The organism is Cohnella boryungensis, from assembly GCF_042651945.1.
GTDB classification, from domain to species: domain Bacteria; phylum Bacillota; class Bacilli; order Paenibacillales; family Paenibacillaceae; genus Cohnella; species Cohnella boryungensis.
The window spans coordinates 1-16985 of sequence record NZ_JBHSED010000006.1; the positions used below are offsets into that span (position 1 = coordinate 1).

Genomic DNA, 16985 nt, shown 5'->3' on the forward strand with positions numbered 1-16985 from the left:
TCAAGGAGCGATTCGCTGGAAATTTCAAAAGTTCCTTTCCAGCCCCTCGGGGACTGGAAACTGACTTAAAGATGCTTTCAAAAGATACTATACGAGGAGGGATTGTAATGCAACAATTCGCCGTTGTGGTTCGGGAGGTTCGGAAGCTGCTTCTCTCTATTAAGCTGCTCAGGACGTTGCTGCCGTATCATCAACATATTTTGTTCGGGAGTTTGGGGGTGCTGTTCCTGGAGGAGCTGTTGTATCGGAGCGTCTCTTATTCCGGGTATGACACGCTGAATACGCTATTCTTCGATATCCCGCTGCACTTGGTCGCGTATTACGGATTTTTCGTCGGCTTGTGGCTGACTTTAATCTCGCCGAATGTAAAATACTTGGCTTACGGCTTGTGGTTCTATGCGTTTCTTGCGTTGTTTCCGTTCGAGTACTTGCGTCTGGCGCATTTCGTGCAGGCCGCTATCTACGCAGCGGCCGGTTATGGGGTGTTTCGGTATGCGGCCATCTCGAACGGCCCCACAAGCAAGAGGACGCTAGAGGGCTAACCGCAACCGATGTACGCGAGCCGCCGGAATTTTTCGGCGGCTCATTTGTCATGTCCTTCGTCTCTCCGTTTTCGCGGAATCGGGCCTGGAAAAGCCCAGTTCTCTCCCGCTCCGACACCTAAAAAAATGCAACCTCAAGCGAAATTTGAAGCCTTATTTTCCCCTAAAACAAAGCTTATACTCGTAATGAAAATGCTTACAAGCAGCGAGGAGATGTGCCTTCATGGAAGCGAACGCAGAGGTTCAAGTCCGGATGCAAAAGCCTGCGAACAGAAGGACAAACCTGTTTCGCAAACTGTACGGTCAGCGTTATTTACAGGTCATGGCGCTGCTCGGCGTCGCGTGGATGCTCCTGTTCAATTACTTCCCGATGTACGGAATCACGATCGCGTTTAAGGAATACATCGGCATCGGCGATTACACGAAAGCGCCTTGGGCCGGATGGACGCACTTCCAAGCGATCTTCGAGGACGACCAAATGCTTCAGGTCATTAAGAATACGCTGGGAATCAGCCTGCTGAAGCTGGTCATCGGGTTTCCCATCCCGATTCTGTTCGCCTTATTTCTGAACGAGCTTCGCTCGTTGAGGTTTAATCGGATCGTACAGACGATTACGTATCTTCCGCACTTCTTGTCATGGGTCATTCTCGGAGGGATTCTGACGACTTGGCTGGCCGACATAGGGATTGTCAACGATGTGCTGATGGCGCTGGGCCTGGTGAAGGAGCCGATCTTTTACTTAAGCGAGCCCGGCTATTTCTGGACCATCGTCATCTCCTCCGACATCTGGAAGGAATTCGGCTGGTCGGCGATCATTTATATTGCCGCTATCGCGAGCATATCGCCAGAGCTGTATGAGGCCGCGACGATTGACGGGGCGGGGCGGTTTCAGAGAATGCGCTATGTTACGCTGCCGAGCATTAAGGGCACGATCTCGATTTTGTTCATTCTGGCCGTAGGCAACATTCTCAACTCCAATTTCGATCAGATTCTGGTGCTGAAAAACCAGTTGAACGAAAGCGCCAGCAGCGTAATCGATATTTATGTCTACGAGATCGGCATCAAGCAAGGACGGTTTTCCTATTCGGCTGCGGTAGGTCTGGTGAAAGGCGTCATCGCCCTGTTCCTGCTGCTGCTGGCCAACTCCTTCTCCAAACGGATGAATCAATCGTCCCTATTCTAGCAAAAGGCGGTGTCAACCTATGTGGACGCGAGATCGCAGAACCCGTGGAGATGTGCTGTTCGACAACCTGAACGTCACGGTGATGCTTGTTATCTGTTTTGCTACCTTGTATCCGATCTGGTACGTCCTCGTCAATTCGTTCAACGACGGGACGGACGCCATGACCGGAGGCCATATTTACTGGATCCCGCGCAAATTCAGTCTGGAAAACTACGCGACCGTGTTCAACAATGCCGGCATCATGACCGCAATGGGAATTACGGTAGCCAAGACGCTGCTCGGCACGGTCATTCACGTTTTTTTTACCGCGATGGTCGCTTACGCCTTGTCTCGCCGGGAGTTGATCTTCCGCAACGTCTATATGGTGATGGGGACGGTGACCTTGTTTTTCAGCGCTCCGCTCATCCCGAACTATTTGTGGCTGCGCGATCTGGGGCTGCTGGATACATTCGGCGTATATATCTATCCTGCGATGTTCAGCTTCTTCGATCTCATTATTTTCCTGGCGTTCTTCCGGGAAATTCCCGACGGGCTGGAGGAGGCGGCCAAGATCGACGGCGCGAACGATTTCTCCATATTCCTGCGCATCGTTCTGCCCGTATCGCTCCCTGTCGTCGCCACGATCGCGCTGTTCCATGGCGTGTGGCAGTGGAACGACTACTTTACCGGATTGCTTTATACGAACAGCGACTACCTTCAGCCGATACAGACCTTCCTGTACCGGGTCATTGCTCAGTCGAGCTCGAATCAGATCATGGGAGCGACCGGCGGCGCCATCAATCGGACCGTGACCTCGCAGTCGATCAAGCTGGCGACCATGATTATAACAACGGTTCCTATCGTGGTAGCCTATCCGTTCCTCCAGCGCTATTTCGTAAAAGGGCTGATGATCGGCTCGTTAAAAGGCTGATTGGCAATAGAGGTTTTACTTCCCGCAAGGGGAATCTTATATATTAACCAGATAAAGGGGTATGAGCATGAAAAAGTGGCTAAGCTTATCGATGATTGCCGCGCTTATGTTGGCCCTTGTCGCCTGTGCCGGCGGCAAGAACGAACCGGAGGCGAGCGTGAGTCCGAGCGCATCGGCGCCGCCGTCCGAATCCAGCGCCAGTCCCACCGCCAGCGAATCTCAGCCGGCTGCGGATGAGCCGGGATGGAAGGCGGATACTTCGCCGATTACATTCGACTGGTACTTGAACTTCGCCTGGTTTCCGAACAAGTGGGGAGTCGACCCGACCTCTCAGTATATTACGAAAAAAACCGGCGTTAATCTGAATCTGATTGTGCCGGCCGGCAATGAGAACGAGAAGCTTAACGCAATGATCGCGGCCAATCAGCTGCCCGACTTCGTTACGCTGGGCTGGTGGGAGGAAGGCGTCAAGAAGATGGTGGAGGGCGGCCTTGTGGAATCTCTCACCGCTCTGGCCGATCAATACGATCCCTATTTCTTCAAGGTTGCGGATGCAGCCAAGCTGAGCTGGTACGCGCAGCCGGATGGCCAAACCTATGTCTATCCGAACGCCTCTTCCTCGCCGATGGACTTCGATAAATTCGGTACGCAATTTACGTCCAACCAGACGTTCGTTGTGCGCAAGGACATATACGAGGCGATTGGCAAGCCGGATATGAGAACGCCGGAAGGCTTCCTGAATGCGCTGAAGCTGGCGAAGGAGAAGTTCCCGGAAGTGAACGGACAGCCGCTGATCCCGATCGGCTTCCATGAATTCGGAGAAGTCGGCAACTATTCGTTCATTGATTATCAGCAGGATTCCTCTTATCTCGCGAGCTTCCTGGCTCTTCCGCGCGAGAAGGAAGGCAAGCTGTACGACCGTCTGACGGACCCTGAGTTCATCAAGTGGCTGAAGGTGTTCCGCAAAGCGAACCAGGACGGTCTAATCTCCAAGGACGTGTTCGTCGACAAACGGGCGCAGATGGAGGAGAAAATCTCGCAAGGCCGCTATTTCGCCATGCTGTATCAGCGGACGGACTTCGCCGCCCAGCAGAACGTGTTGTTCGCCAAGGACCCGAATTCCGTCTACATCGCCATAGACGGCCCTGCCAACGAGAAGCTTGAGCCGCCTACGCTGGCGGGACCGGCAATCTCCGGCTGGACGGTTACGCTGATCTCCAAGAACGTCAAGGACAAGGAACGGGCAATCCAGTTCCTGAGCTATCTGATCAGCGAGGAAGGCCAGAAGGATATGTATCTGGGAGAGAAGGGCGTTTCCTACGACACGATCGACGGCAAGGAACAGTTCAAGCCGGAGGTTCTGGAATTGTTGAACAAGGACCGCTCCGCCTTCGACAAGCAATACGGTTCGTCCCATACCTTCTGGATGCTGATGGATACGAACATGCAGCTGCAATGGCAGCCGCCTTCGGTAGAGCCGTTCAAGCAGCTGGAGGATTGGACGAAGGGCAAGACGATGAGCTACTCCCAGTACGACCTTATCAATCCGCCAGCCACCTCCAAGGAGGGCATCAACGCCACGAAAATCGCCAACGAGTGGGGCAAAGTATTGCCGAAGCTGCTGCTCTCCAAGTCAGACGCGGATTTCGATCAAATCTTCGGCGATTTCATCGAGAAGCGCGACAAGACCGGGTTTGCCGAGCTGATGGCTTACCGTCAGGGCAAATACGAGGAGAACGTCAAGAAGCTGGCCGAATTCATCAAATAGGGGAATTATAAGGCTTCCGAAGAACCCAGAATCTCTGGGTTTTTCGGATTTCTGCCGAGTTATCGGATGCGGCGGCAGGATAGAATAGGTGCACGAATGATGCAGAATGCGAGGTGACGAGCCATGCAACGCTATTGGAAGCAGAAGAAGGAGAAGCTGACGTTCCGCCTGGAGCAGCTGTCGTTGCAGAAGAGGCTCGTCATCGCCTACATTATGATCATGCTTGTGCCGAGTATCCTCATCTCGCTCTATATCTTCCGGGGATTGACGGGGAATACGGTACAGGAGCTGCAGAAGAATAACGAAAATGCGCTGGAGATCGAGCAGATCAATATCAAGAACAATATGGAGACGATGACGCGAGCGGCCCAGGTCACGACCTCCGATCCCAAGGTGCTGGATTATATCGCCCAGCCGAACAGCTTTAGCGTCGCCGAGCTGATAGATCTCGACCAGCTCAATCTGAAAGCGATACTCCGGCTCCAATACAACAATCCGGGAATCGAGATGATTCGCATTTTCATGAGCAATCCCGCGACCAACGAGATGTGGCCCGTGCTTGTTCACGAAAGCAGAATTCAGAATGAGCCCTGGTACGAGACGGTTATGGCCTCGGACGAGCGAGACGTATGGAGGCTGAGCCGACTCAACCGGGACGTCACGCAGCCAAGGCTGAGCGACGAGGAGATTTCCAAGCCGAAGATCGTGCTCTACAAGGAGCTTCAGCGCCCGCAGGGCACGCATGTCGGCATACTGGAGATCGATATGCTGCTCACGAATTTCATGCCCAATACGTTCGGCCCGCTGCAGGACGTTCAATCCCAGATGGTCGTTCTGGACGAATACGGCAATCTGATTCGCAGTCCCGCGAACGGCTTCCTGGATCGCTACGGGGTCGAGGACGAGATATTGCAAAAGCAATTTTCACAGGTCAAGACGGACAACAGCGGCAAAGGCAGTTTTAAATTCAACGTATCCGGAGTTCCGTTTCTTGGCGTCTATTCGTTCGTTGAGCCGCTGAACGCCTACATGATCAAGGTGGCCTCATTGAAGCCGGTGTATGACGGCATTAACGAAACGCGTAATCGCATTATTATGGCGAATGTCATCCTGCTCGTCATCCTGACGCTGGCGACCTCTTTCCTGAACTCGTTTATTCTCAAGAAGCTGCACGTGCTGACCGATTCCATGAAAAAAGTGCGGCAGGGGGATTTTGGATTCGATATTCCTATTCGCGGCGGAGGCGAGGTAGGCGACCTGGCTCATCATTTCCGCAAAATGCTGAGGAAGATCAACGAGTTGATTGCCGATGCGGTCAATAAGCAGGCGGCGGCCAAGGAGGCCGAGCTGGCCACGCTCAAAAATCAGATCGATTCGCACTTCCTGTACAATACGCTGGAAAACATCAAGATGATGGCCGAAATCAACGATCAGCGGGAGATTTCCAATGCTCTGACCTCTCTGGGCAGCATGATGAGATACAACATGCGCTGGACGAGCGAATACGTGCGCCTGCGCGATGAATTGAATCATATCGAAAATTATATCCGCATTGCCAACATTCGCTTCGAGGATCGGATTAAGCTGGTTACGGACATTCCTGAGCGCTTCCTCAGTCAGGAGCTGTTGAAAATGTCGTTGCAGCCTGTCATCGAGAATGCCGTTCAGCACGGACTTAGCGACAAAGGGCTGGTCATCGTCATTCGCGCCGAAATCGCTCGGGATGCGATGCTGATTTCGGTGACGGACGACGGAACGGGGATTCGCCCGGACCGGGTTCAGGCGCTAAACGGACGAATCCAGCGAAGCGTCGGCGCGGCGGCAGGGGTGGAACGGGATGCCGGCGATGCGCCCGGCAGGGGCAACGGAATCGGTCTTCCGAACGTACACAGCCGAATTCAGATGCATTTTGGCAAGGATTACGGCCTGCAGGTGGAGAGCGAGCCGGGCAGCTATACGCGTGTAACGCTCCGCATTCCTCATCTTATTCTGGACGGGAGGCTGGCCAAATGAGGAGAACGCTGTTGATCGCCGACGATGAACGCAACATCCGGCTGGGGCTCAAGGCGATGATTGAACGAGAGTTTCCCGACGTTTATGACATCTGTCTGGCTGCTGACGGCAACCAGGCCATCGAGCAATTCGACCGCCAAGGCGCAGATATCGTGCTGACGGACATTCGGATGCCGAACATGGACGGGATTGAGCTGATCAAGCGTCTGGCGGCGCTCCCGAATTGTCCGGCCCTGCTCATTCTGAGCGGGTATGACGATTTTCAATATGCGAAGGAAGCGATTAGGCATAGGGTAAAGGAATATTTGCTGAAGCCGATTGTGCGGGAGGATTTGTTCGCCGCGTTGAGCAAGGCCGAAGCGGAGCTTGCGGAACGCGATTCGCTGCTCGGTCGGCTGGAAGAGACGGATAAATACCGGGATGGGATGCGGGCTAATGCGCTCAGGCATATCTGGTTCAGTCCTCACATCGATGCGGATACGATCTCTTCGCTGGCCGATGAAGCGGGACTGCAGGATTTCGAGCCCTCCTTCTACGTAGGGGTGTTGGACTTCTCCGAGCATCAGCGGAACATCATTAAGGGCAACGAATATTTGTCGGCCTACGCCGGAAAGGGAATTTACGTCGCACTGGAGGATAAGGAGGGCCGACTTGTCGTTCTGGCTTCGCGCGAGGAGCTGCTTACGGGGATGGCGCAGGCTCTTGCCGAAGCTTCCGACGGCGGTACGGGAACGTTCTCTGCGGCGATCAGCGGCAGGGGAGAGGGGCTAGGACAACTGAAGGCCAAGTATGAGGAGGCGGGACATGCTCTGAAATATCGGCTGCTGCTCGGGAGGGCGGACACAACCTTGATCCGTTATGACGAGCTTAAGCGAAGAAACCGCTATTATCCCGTTCCCGGAGAGGCAATTGCCCGTCTTGCCCGTATGATGGGCACCGATCGCGTGAAGGAAATGAAGGCGCTGCTGCTTGAGCTCTTCGGGGAGGAGGCGCTCGCGGAAGCGGATATCGGGTATTTCGAGGAGGTCGGCCGACTTTTGAACGAGCAAATCTTCGATCAAGTGTTCCGAACATATGGGGAAGCCTCGGTCGACATTATCAGGATGTACAAGATGGCCGGCAGTCTGTACCATTTTACGCACATTCAAGACTATATTCATTGCGTGGAAGGTTTATTGTTTGGATTAAACGACTATATTCGGCATCTTCGTTCGGTGCATGTGGATCAGAAAGATATGGTGCGGGCGCTGGAGTACATCAAGGCGAACTATGCGAATGAGCTAAGCATGACGATGGTGTCCAATTATGTGTCTTTGAACTACTCTTACTTCAGTCAGGCGTTTAAGGAATATGCAGGGATGAGCTTCGTCCAGTATTTGAAAAAGCTGCGTATCGAGAAGGCCAAGGAATTGCTGGAAACGACAGAGCTAAAGGTAATGGATATCGGGGAGAGGGCGGGCTTCGAGAACACGAAGCATTTCAACCGCGTTTTCCGCGAGAGCGTCGGCGTAGCCCCGCTGGAGTATCGGCAGAACGCGGCCGCCCGCCGGGGGGGCGCGAAGCGGCAGACGGTCCAAACGGGGGGAAGCAAGGAAGAATGAGAAGAAGGTTTGCCGTACCGGACAATCCGTTAAGGGTGTCCGGTTTTTTTTGTCTGCCTCAGCGCAAACTTCACTTAAATCAAGTATCGTCCAGGAGGCTTCGACGACAAGGGAAGGTGGCTGAAGCACGGTGAGTGCAAACCTGTCCGCGGGTAGGATCGAGATTGATTCGAACGGTCGGTCGACTGAGTTCTTTTGATATTTGTTGATTTTAGATATCCTTTCATTTGACTTTTGAACGTTCGTTCGATAAGCTCATGTGCATACAGATAAGAGGAGGAGTAGGAGAGATGAGAAGCGTCATCGGGTTTTCGTTAAAAAACAAATTCGCGTTGTGGATGATTACGATTATTGTGATTGCGGCCGGCTTGTATTCCGGGATGAACATGAAGAAGGAAAGCATGCCGGATTTGAGCCTTCCATTCCTGAGCGTAACGACGGTGTCTCCGGGCATGGCGCCTGACGCCATTGTCAAGGAAATTACGGAGCCGTTGGAGAAAAGGCTGAAAAATGCGGAGGGCGTTACAAACCTGACGTCTACCTCCATGGAGAACGTATCCTCGATATTCGTGGAATACAAGTTCGGTCAGGATATGGACCAAGCGATCGCGCAGCTGCGCGAATCCGCGGCGGACGTGATGCTTCCTCAAGGGGTGCATGCACCCGAAATATCCAAATTCTCGATTAACTCCTTTCCGGTTATCTCGATTAGCGCATCCGGATACGGCAATCTGGAAGAGCTGACGAGAATCGTGGAGACCGAGATTCAGCCAGCGATGGAAGGCGTGCCGGGCGTCGCTTCGGTACAGGTCGCAGGTCAATATGTAAAGGAAGTAACGTTGAGCTTCAAGGCGGACAAATTGGCCGAGCTTGGGTTGACGGAGCAAATGGTCAAAGGGATCGTGCAGGGGTCGGCCTTGAAGGTGCCGCTCGGCTTGTACCAGCTGGATCAGGCTCAGAAAACGCTTGTGGTCGACGGCAGGATTACGACCATTGACGATCTGAAGAACATCGCCATTCCGGTCATTCCTTCGGCCGGAGCGCCGGCACAAGGCGGTCCGGGCGCTGCTCAGGGCAACCCGGGGGCCGCGCCTAACGAGGGGGAAGCCGCGCCGAGCGGGGGGCAACAGCCGGCGACGGCAGAAGAGCTTCCGAACGCGCAAGCGCCGGCACAAGGCGCAGGCTTGCCGACGGTAACGCTTGGCGAGATTGCGGATATCGCATTTACCGGCCAGGCGGAATCCATCTCCCGTACGAACGGCGAGGAATCCATCGGCATCCAGGTCGTTAAGGCGAACGACGCCAACACGGTTGACGTTGTAAACGGTGTAAAAGCGGAAGCGGACAAGCTGAAGGAAAAGTATGGCGAGCTGAAGCTGGACGTACTGCTTGACCAAGGCAAGCCGATCGAGAAATCGGTCGAAACGATGTTCAGCAAGGCGCTGTTCGGCGCCCTGTTCGCGGTTGTCGTCATTTTGCTCTTCCTGAGAAACATTCGTACGACGCTTATCTCCGTCGTCTCGATTCCATTATCGCTCATCATTGCGGTGCTGCTTCTGAAGCAATTCGATATTACGCTGAACATTATGACCTTAGGAGCAATGACGGTCGCTATCGGGCGGGTAGTAGACGACTCGATTGTCGTCATTGAGAATATTTACCGACGCATGGCGTTGAAAGGCGAGAAGCTTAAGGGCAAAGAGCTTATGCTAGAAGCCACGAGGGAAATGTTCCTGCCGATCATGTCGTCCACAATCGTGACCATTGCGGTCTTCCTCCCGCTCGGTCTCGTGAGCGGAGTCGTCGGCCAGATTTTCCTTCCGTTTGCGCTGACTATCGTCTTCTCGCTGCTGGCTTCGCTGATCGTGGCCATTACAGTCGTGCCGATGCTTGCTCATCAAATGTTCAAGAAAGGCGTTAAAGAGAGCAAGGGCCATGAAGAAAAGCCGGGGAAATTAGCACAAAGCTATCGTCGTGTGCTCTCCTCCACGCTGAACCATAAAATCGTGACGCTTGTTGTCGCGGTGGCTCTGCTCGTCGGCAGTCTATTTCTGGTGCCTCTGATCGGTGCGAGCTTCCTGCCGGATCAGGAAGACAAATACGCGATGGTAACTTACACCCCCGATCCGGGAGAGCGCATAGAGGATGTTGAAGCTCGCGCGTTGGTCGCGGAGAAATATCTTCTGGAGCAAGCGGATATTACCAGCTTGCAGTATTCGATCGGCGGCAAAAACCCGCTTCAGCCGGGGCCGTCGAAATCGGGCTTGTTCTTCATGCTGTACGACAGCGAGACCAAGGATTTCGCCGACAAGAAGAAAGCCCATCTCGAAGGCTTGCGCAAGGCGGTTCCGACAGGGCAGTGGGCCGAGATGGATATGAGCGGAGGAATGGGAGGCGGCCAATTCAGCCTCAGCGTCTTCGGCGAAACGTTGGACGAGATTGCTCCGGTCGTGAATCAGATCGCCGATCTCATGAAAGCGGACGACGCCTTCGAGAAGGTGGAGACCAGCCTGTCCAAGACCTATGAGCAATATACCTTCGTGGCCGATCAGCAGAAGCTGAGCCAGTACGGATTGACGGCAGGCCAGATTGCCATGGCGCTTAGCCCGCAGCGCGATCGCCCGGTGCTTACCCAGATTCAGGAGCAGGGAACAGCTTATAACGTCTATGTTGCCGCGGAAACTGTGACGTACCGCAACGTGGAAGACATTCTCGATACGAAGCTGCAATCTCCTATGGGCGTGGAGGTGCCGATTCGCGAGGTGGCGAAGGTCGAGGAAGGCACCTCTCCGAACACGATTACCAGATTGAACGGTAAAATGGTCGTGAACGTGACGGCGGAAATTACGAAGTCGGACGTGGCGAAGGCTTCTTCCGATCTGCAGAAGAAGGTTGATCAGTTGGAGAAGCCGCCTGCCGTAGAGGTGACCTTCGGCGGCGTAACGGAGCAGATCCAGGAAACATTCACACAGCTTGGACTGGCTATGGTGGCGGCAATCGCCATCGTTTATCTGGTTCTGGTGCTGACATTCGGAGGCGGCCTCGCTCCGTTCGCGATCATGTTCTCCCTGCCGTTCGCCATTATCGGCGGTCTGGTGGCGCTGCTCATCGCCGGAGAGACGCTTAGCGTATCCGCTTTGATGGGGGCGCTGATGCTCATCGGCATTGTCGTTACGAACGCGATTGTATTAATCGATCGGGTGCTTCATAATGAGCAAGCTGGGATGTCTACCCGCGAGGCGTTGCTCGAAGCGGGAGCTACGCGTCTGCGTCCGATCCTGATGACCGCTCTGGCAACGATCGGCGCACTTCTGCCGCTGGCCTTCGGCTTCGAGAGCTCCGGCATTATCGCCAAGGGCCTCGGCGTGACGGTCATCGGAGGGCTGATCAGTTCTACGCTGCTGACGCTGATCATCGTTCCGATCGTATATGAGCTTCTGATGAAATTGAGACGCAAGCCAGGCAAGACCGCTGCGTAGCTGGAGTAATAGACTGGGGAAGGATAGGTAGTCGTGCAAGATAAAAAGAAGCAAATCATTGACGCGGCGATTCATTGCTTTGCCCGCAAAGGCTTTAATGCGACTTCCATTCAGGAGATCGTCGACGAGCTGGGCATGGCCAAGGGCTCCATCTATTTTTATTTCAAATCCAAGGATGATCTTCTTATCTCGATCATGGACTATTATGGAGAGATCCTGTTCGATTCGATGGGGGGCCAGCCTGATGAGGCTGGGCTTCCTCCCCGCGAGAAGGCCGCTCTGCAGATCGAACGGCAATTCAAATTCATTCGCGAGCATTTGGATTTCATGAGAATGCTGCTGAAGGAGCCCTTGACGGGCTTAAAGCCGCAAGTCCAAGAGATGATGGAGAGATTCCGCGCGAGATCCCAGCTGTACTCGCTCTCCCATGTGCTGGATATTTACGGAGAGGAAGCTATCGCTTATTCCGGAGACGCGGCGGCGTTGTTCTCGGGCATCGCCCTTCCTTATTTCGAAGCGCTCCTCTTCGAAGAAAAGCAGCTGGACGAGCGGCGACTCAGTCGGTTTCTGATCAGGCGGTTCGATAATCTGATGACAGGAATGATGAACGCCGAGGAGGACCCTATGCTGCCGCCTCTTCAGCTGGCCGAGCTGCGCAGTCGCGCGGGTCTGATGCCGGATGATACGGCCGCAGAGCTCCAGCTTCTGCGCCTAGTCGCCGATGAGATCGTATCGTCCGCTTTCGCTCGCGAAGAGCAGGTGCAGAGCGATCTGCTGGCCGCGCTGACCATGCTGAAGGAAGAGATCGAGAAGCCTGCCTTAAAGCATCGAATGCTGGTGAGAGCCATGCTGGCCTTGCTTAGGCGGCATATTCCCGATGACTTGCAGACGACCCTGGAGGCACTGGAGCAACGGCTTGTCGACAGGCAGAAATAACGGGAGAAAGCAGGGCCTTTTGCGCATCCTGTCGCTCTTTGACGATCGCGGACTTCTCTTTATCGGGGGAACGAATTCTGTCTAGGGTCCGCTGTCGTATGCTATAGTGAGAGTATTAAGCTTGAAGGGGGCCATTGGGAGATGGACGAGCGGTCGCCTTTGTCTCGGCAAGGCAATCATCAGGAGGAGGACCCGTTTGCTGCTTTTCCCCCGGTCAGGACATTTGTACTGTCGCAGCGCGCGAAGGCGATCATATTGTTGCTGCTTGCAATAGGAGCAATCATCTTTTTGGCGCTGAGGTATGTTGGCCAACAGGAAGGCGCGCAGTCGACGCCGCAAAAAGCCGTGGAGGGATTTTTGCAAGCGGCGCAGGCGAAGGACCCGGAAAAGATGCTGACTTATGTGTCTGTTAACCCTGCCGACTTGCGTGAAGACCAGAGCTTGAAGGATATTGCAGCAGAATGGAAAAAGGCGTTCATGGAAGAGGAACTTGTCCTTGGGGAGTACGAAATTCTGGAAGTGGAGGAGCAGACGAATTCCGCGAACGTGAGATATCGTCAACACTTTGCTTACATGGAAGAGAAGTATGAGCAGGAGTCCAATCATAAGCTCAAGAAGATCGGGGACAAGTGGTTTATCGTGTTGGGATAGCCTTAAGAAGCCTTCGAATCGACAAGATTCGAAGGCTTCTTCGACGATACAGGTTTTATAAGTTTCACGCTTATCCTTCTCTGAATCGTCTCCGCAAAGCTTCTCCGGCTGTCGGAGGACGCCGAAGGCGTTTTTGCTTGCGTGAATAAGTTGGCGCTGCGCAGGATTGCCGGCGCCGTTGTGCGATCAGGCGAACAAGAGGAAGCTTATTCGCTCCCGTCGGTTACCCTTCAAGCGCGAAGCTAAGAGTCAAATGCAGGGTTTGCTCAGGCGCGATCATGAGCAAGCCCTTGCGGTCGTTGAGCGCTTCGTTCAAAGCCGTCCACGGCTCCACGCATACGAAGGACTTTCCTGCTACGGACCACAGAACGACATAGCGGAACTGCTCGCTGTAAGCGAGTCTTACTCTGCGGCCTTGGGCGAGCGGGAAGGCGATTTCTCGCTTGCCCGCATCAAGCAGAGCGGCCGACTCCACCATGCCTTCCAGCTGCAAATACCCGTCAAAAGCCTTCTCGGTATTGTCGTTATAGTCGAGTATCCGGGTAGCGTCCGTCTCGTAGCTCAGATTTTTGCTTTCCGTGGCGAAATAAGGGTGGAAGCCGGCTACCATAGGCATCTCCTGACCCGACAGATTCAGGTATTGCTGCTCGATCGTCAGGGTTCCGTCCTTCAACCGATAGGTGAACCGCAGCTCGAACTCGAAGGGATACTCGGCTAAGGTCTCTTCGTTGCTGCGCAAGGCCAGCGTGATGAAGACGGAATCCTCTGTGCCTGTAGCCAATACTTCCCAGACAGAGGTGCGGGCTACGCCGTGATTTTTCATCGCATAGGAGCGGCCCTGCCATTCGTATTCGCCGTTCACCAGCTGTCCGGCAATCGGGAATAACACAGGGTTCCCGCCGCGTATATTCGTCTTCGGGTTCAGGAACGTATCCCGATCCAGATAGAAGATTTCTTGGCCCCGCAGTCGGCAGCTCGTGACGATGCCGCCCCGCTCCGGGCATATCGTAAATGAGGAGTTCGTGCTCGACTCCGTCAATTCGTACATAAGGTAACCGTCGGTAAAGCTGCGGATGTGGTAGATTTCGTTGGTGCTCAAGGGGCTGCCTCCTCTATCGTAGTTCGAATGAATTGCTTGTCTTATTATATCAATATAATCTGTACGCTGCCGCATCAAACATCAAGATCGCCTTGGCGCAGACGGATTCCGTCATTTCCTGGGAAATGCTGTCGAGTGACTCCTGCTCATACACCTGCGCAACAACTTGGCCGGATGAGTCGTATATAGGAGGTACCGACAAACATGCAAAGGAGCATGAACGCTATGGCACCCTTACCGCCAAGATCAACGAAAGCGGCGTCTGCTTCTTTAACCGGGAGTGCGGCGGTAGCCTCGCCCAACCGAAGGAAGCCGCCTGCACGCAGGAAGAGATCGCTACTGTGGCGATTATATAAGCTGTTTTTCATAGCGGGCTGCACCCTGGTCGCCCTGTTCGCGATCTGGTTTTATTTGACTCCCTCGGGAAATACCTATCGCTATATGTTGGCGGATACGCTCATCACGACCCAGCATCGCGAATGGGCAAAGTATATTATCGGAGAGAAGGCTCTTCGAGAGCGGGTTGCGCAATATGTGCAGCAGTTCGAGGAAATGGGCGAGGAGCGCGACACGCATACGATACCGGCCGAGGCAGAGCCGGATGAGGGAACGCAAGAGCAGTCCGAAGCGCTTACCTCTGTCGAGGAAATCGACGGGGAGGGCTTCCACGGCTTCTTGTTGACGGTGCGCGATCCGAAGAAGATTCGGCTTGTCGTGCCGGCCAAGAAAGGCCGCGGGGAAAAGGTATCCAGCATGGTGAAGAGGACGGGAGCGATTGCCGGCGTGAATGCGGGAGGCTTCTCCGACCCCAATTGGAGAGGCAACGGATTTAAACCGATCGGGCTGGTGATCAGCGGGGGCAAAGTATACTACAACGGGCTGGGCAGCAAGAAAAGCGTTCAGATCGTCGGAATCGACAAGCAGGGCAAGATGCTGGCCGGCAAGTATTCGCTGAATGAGCTGATAGAACTGGGAATTTCGGAAGCGGTCAGCTTCTCTCCGAGAATTATCGTTAACGGCAAGGGTTTGATTGCCAACCGCTCCCAAGGCTGGGGCGTCGCTCCACGCACGGTTATGGGCCAACGGGAGGACGGCGCGATTCTGTTCCTGATGATCGACGGTCGTCAGCCGGGATACAGCATTGGAGCGACTCTATATGACGCCCAAGAGGTGTTGCTGTCCCACGGCGCAGTCATTGCGGCGAATCTGGACGGCGGTTCTTCCACGGTGCTGGTGAATGACAAGGGCGAGATCGTCAATAAGCCCTCCTCTTCCTCCGGCGAGCGTTATTTGCCGACGGGATTTCTCGTATTTGAGAACCCGGAAGCCATCGAGGTCCCTAATATCTGGGCGGGATTAAAGCCGTCGGAGATCGATGCGGGAAAATGGTGAGCGATCTCAAGGCGGCTTCGCGCGGGGGGGAATAGGGACGATTTTGAAGAATATTGGGCAAAAGAAAGCCATATCCCGGAATCCCCGGCTATAATGAAGTGGACAGCGAGCATCATCAGGTCTGTCGAAGACTGTCGCTCATTCCAATCGAAGAGGGGACGATCCATTTTGGTCAATTATGCGCTCGGCAACAACGTCATTACGCAAATTGGACTGTTGGTTCACGACATCGAGAAAACTTCGCGGGCTTACGCCGATTTCTTCGGCGTCGACAAGCCGCAGTGGTTCTGGACGGACGAGGCGGAGAAGGCGAAGACGGAGCATCGCGGGAAGCCGACGGAGGCGCGGGCGAAGCTGGCCTTCTTCAATATGGGCTCCTTGCAGCTTGAACTGATTGAACCCGACCGCAATCCCAGCACATGGCGGGAATCTCTCGACAGCAACGGAGAGGGCTTCCATCATATCGCATTTGTCATCGAGGGAATGAAGGAGAAGATTTCCTTGCTGGAAGCAGGCGGAATGCCGCTGCTGCAGAAAGGCGAGTATACAGGCGGGCGTTATGCTTATATGGATACGTTCAAGGACCTTAAATTGTTGATTGAGCTTCTGGAGAAGGACAGATAAGGGAGACGAGCGGATGAATATACTGATAACCGGGGCAGGAAGAGGGCTCGGCGTCGAGCTGGTTAAGCTAGCGGCGGAGCGTGGACATAGCGTTATCGCATGCGTGCGGGAAACGACGGAGATTTCGGAGAGCCTGGCCGCTGCAAGCTCGCAATTCCCGGGGCTGATTCGCATCGAGCGCTTGGAGGTTACGAGCGAAGCGGATGCTGCGGCGTTAGCGGACAAGCTGCGCTCGGAGTCCTTGAAGCTGGACGGCATCGTGAACAATGCTGCGATCTTGCAGGGGCGGGAGCTGAAGATCGAATCGCTGGCTTTGCAGATGATGAAGGAATCGTTCGATGTGAACGTGGTTGGCGCGATTAACGTCGCTAAGCATATGGTTCCGCTAATCTCGGAGCAATCCGGAGCCGTCGTCATGAATGTTTCCTCCGAGTCCGGGAGCTTCTCCAGGGCCTACGGCGGAGATTATCCTTACGCCATCTCTAAGGCGGCGCTTAATTATTTCTCCAAGCAATTGGGGAGCGAGCTGCGCGGTCGAGGCATCCGCGTATTGGCGGTGCATCCGGGATGGATGCGCACCGACATGGGCGGCGAGCAAGCGCCGCTGAACGCATCGGAAAGCGCGGGCGGGATGCTGGATTTGCTGGAAGGGCGGACGGCTGTCGGGGAGAATGTGTTCTTTGTGGACTACACGGGGCGTGAATTGGCCATCTGATCTGCCATGCAAGCCTAAGGGCTACGCTGAGCAGATCAAAAAACAGAGGTGCGGGAGATTCCCTGCGCCTCT

13 protein-coding genes are annotated in these 16985 nt (G+C 54.4%); 12 read left to right on the forward strand and 1 reads right to left on the reverse strand.

Annotation, left to right across the window (positions count from 1 at the left end; all coding sequences use genetic code 11):
• Positions 1-107 precede the first annotated feature (107 nt).
• From ACFO1S_RS05735 to ACFO1S_RS05775, 9 genes are all read left to right on the forward strand, one after another.
• Positions 108-542: a hypothetical protein gene (locus ACFO1S_RS05735; protein WP_204606104.1), complete on the forward strand. Its 435-nt coding sequence runs from the start codon at positions 108-110 to the stop codon at positions 540-542.
• Positions 543-765: 223 nt separating this feature from the next.
• Complete coding sequence (locus ACFO1S_RS05740; RefSeq protein ID WP_204606103.1) at positions 766-1725, forward strand: ABC transporter permease; 960 nt, start codon at positions 766-768, stop codon at positions 1723-1725.
• A gap of 19 nt (positions 1726-1744) precedes the next feature.
• Positions 1745-2635, forward strand: a complete 891-nt coding sequence (locus ACFO1S_RS05745) for a carbohydrate ABC transporter permease (protein WP_204606102.1) — start codon at positions 1745-1747, stop codon at positions 2633-2635.
• A gap of 67 nt (positions 2636-2702) precedes the next feature.
• Positions 2703-4403, forward strand: a complete 1701-nt coding sequence (locus tag ACFO1S_RS05750; RefSeq protein WP_378126397.1) for an extracellular solute-binding protein — start codon at positions 2703-2705, stop codon at positions 4401-4403.
• Between the two features lie 123 nt (positions 4404-4526).
• Positions 4527-6416, forward strand: a complete 1890-nt coding sequence (locus ACFO1S_RS05755) for a sensor histidine kinase (RefSeq protein WP_204606100.1) — start codon at positions 4527-4529, stop codon at positions 6414-6416.
• Positions 6413-8017: a response regulator gene (locus ACFO1S_RS05760; RefSeq protein WP_204606099.1), complete on the forward strand. Its 1605-nt coding sequence runs from the start codon at positions 6413-6415 to the stop codon at positions 8015-8017. The genes ACFO1S_RS05755 and ACFO1S_RS05760 overlap by 4 nt, the downstream gene beginning before the upstream one ends.
• Positions 8018-8307: 290 nt before the next feature.
• The gene (locus tag ACFO1S_RS05765; RefSeq protein WP_204606098.1) at positions 8308-11496 is read left to right on the forward strand and encodes an efflux RND transporter permease subunit; all 3189 of its coding nucleotides are present in this window, start codon (positions 8308-8310) and stop codon (positions 11494-11496) included.
• Positions 11497-11529: 33 nt separating this feature from the next.
• Positions 11530-12432: a TetR/AcrR family transcriptional regulator gene (locus ACFO1S_RS05770; protein ID WP_204606097.1), complete on the forward strand. Its 903-nt coding sequence runs from the start codon at positions 11530-11532 to the stop codon at positions 12430-12432.
• 141 nt (positions 12433-12573) lie between these two features.
• A complete protein-coding gene (locus tag ACFO1S_RS05775) occupies positions 12574-13083 on the forward strand; it encodes a DUF4878 domain-containing protein (protein WP_204606096.1) in 510 nt (169 codons plus the stop codon).
• A 223-nt stretch (positions 13084-13306) separates the two neighbouring features.
• On the opposite strand, the gene ACFO1S_RS05780 is transcribed toward ACFO1S_RS05775, so the two are convergent.
• On the reverse strand, positions 13307-14182 hold the full coding sequence (locus ACFO1S_RS05780) for an aldose epimerase family protein (RefSeq protein WP_378126400.1): 876 nt from the start codon (positions 14180-14182) through the stop codon (positions 13307-13309).
• Positions 14183-14407: 225 nt separating this feature from the next.
• Between ACFO1S_RS05780 and ACFO1S_RS05785 the strand changes: the two genes are divergently transcribed.
• The 3 genes from ACFO1S_RS05785 (at position 14408) to ACFO1S_RS05795 (ending at position 16913) form a co-directional block, all read left to right on the forward strand.
• On the forward strand, positions 14408-15574 hold the full coding sequence (locus tag ACFO1S_RS05785) for a phosphodiester glycosidase family protein (protein ID WP_378126402.1): 1167 nt from the start codon (positions 14408-14410) through the stop codon (positions 15572-15574).
• Between the two features lie 168 nt (positions 15575-15742).
• The gene (locus tag ACFO1S_RS05790) at positions 15743-16198 is read left to right on the forward strand and encodes a VOC family protein (RefSeq protein ID WP_378126403.1); all 456 of its coding nucleotides are present in this window, start codon (positions 15743-15745) and stop codon (positions 16196-16198) included.
• Positions 16199-16211: 13 nt separating this feature from the next.
• The gene (locus ACFO1S_RS05795) at positions 16212-16913 is read left to right on the forward strand and encodes an SDR family NAD(P)-dependent oxidoreductase (RefSeq protein ID WP_204606093.1); all 702 of its coding nucleotides are present in this window, start codon (positions 16212-16214) and stop codon (positions 16911-16913) included.
• The last annotated feature ends 72 nt before the right edge of the window (positions 16914-16985 follow it).